General features: G+C 54.5%; 1 pseudogene. It reads right to left on the minus strand.

Annotated elements, in window-relative coordinates:
* Positions 1–235: pseudogene (locus JEM65_RS22245) on the minus strand (hypothetical protein); the annotation flags it as partial.

Here is a 235-nt window from a genome sequence, read left to right on the forward strand (position 1 = left end):
AAATCAGACCAATCGCCGCCCATACCAGCCCCAGCGTCATTGAGCTGGTTTCCAGATTGAGCCACAGCGCACCTACGGTCAGCGCACCCAACACCGGCAAAATCAGGTAGTTGAAGGTGTCTTTTACGGTACGGTTCAGCTTGTCGCGGATATAGAACTGCGAAATCACCGACAGGTTCACAAAGGTGAACGCCACCAACGCACCGAAGTTAATCAACGCCGTCGCCGTCACCAG

It is taken from the genome of Gelidibacter salicanalis, assembly GCF_016469035.1.
Classification (GTDB): domain Bacteria; phylum Bacteroidota; class Bacteroidia; order Flavobacteriales; family Flavobacteriaceae; genus Gelidibacter; species Gelidibacter salicanalis_A.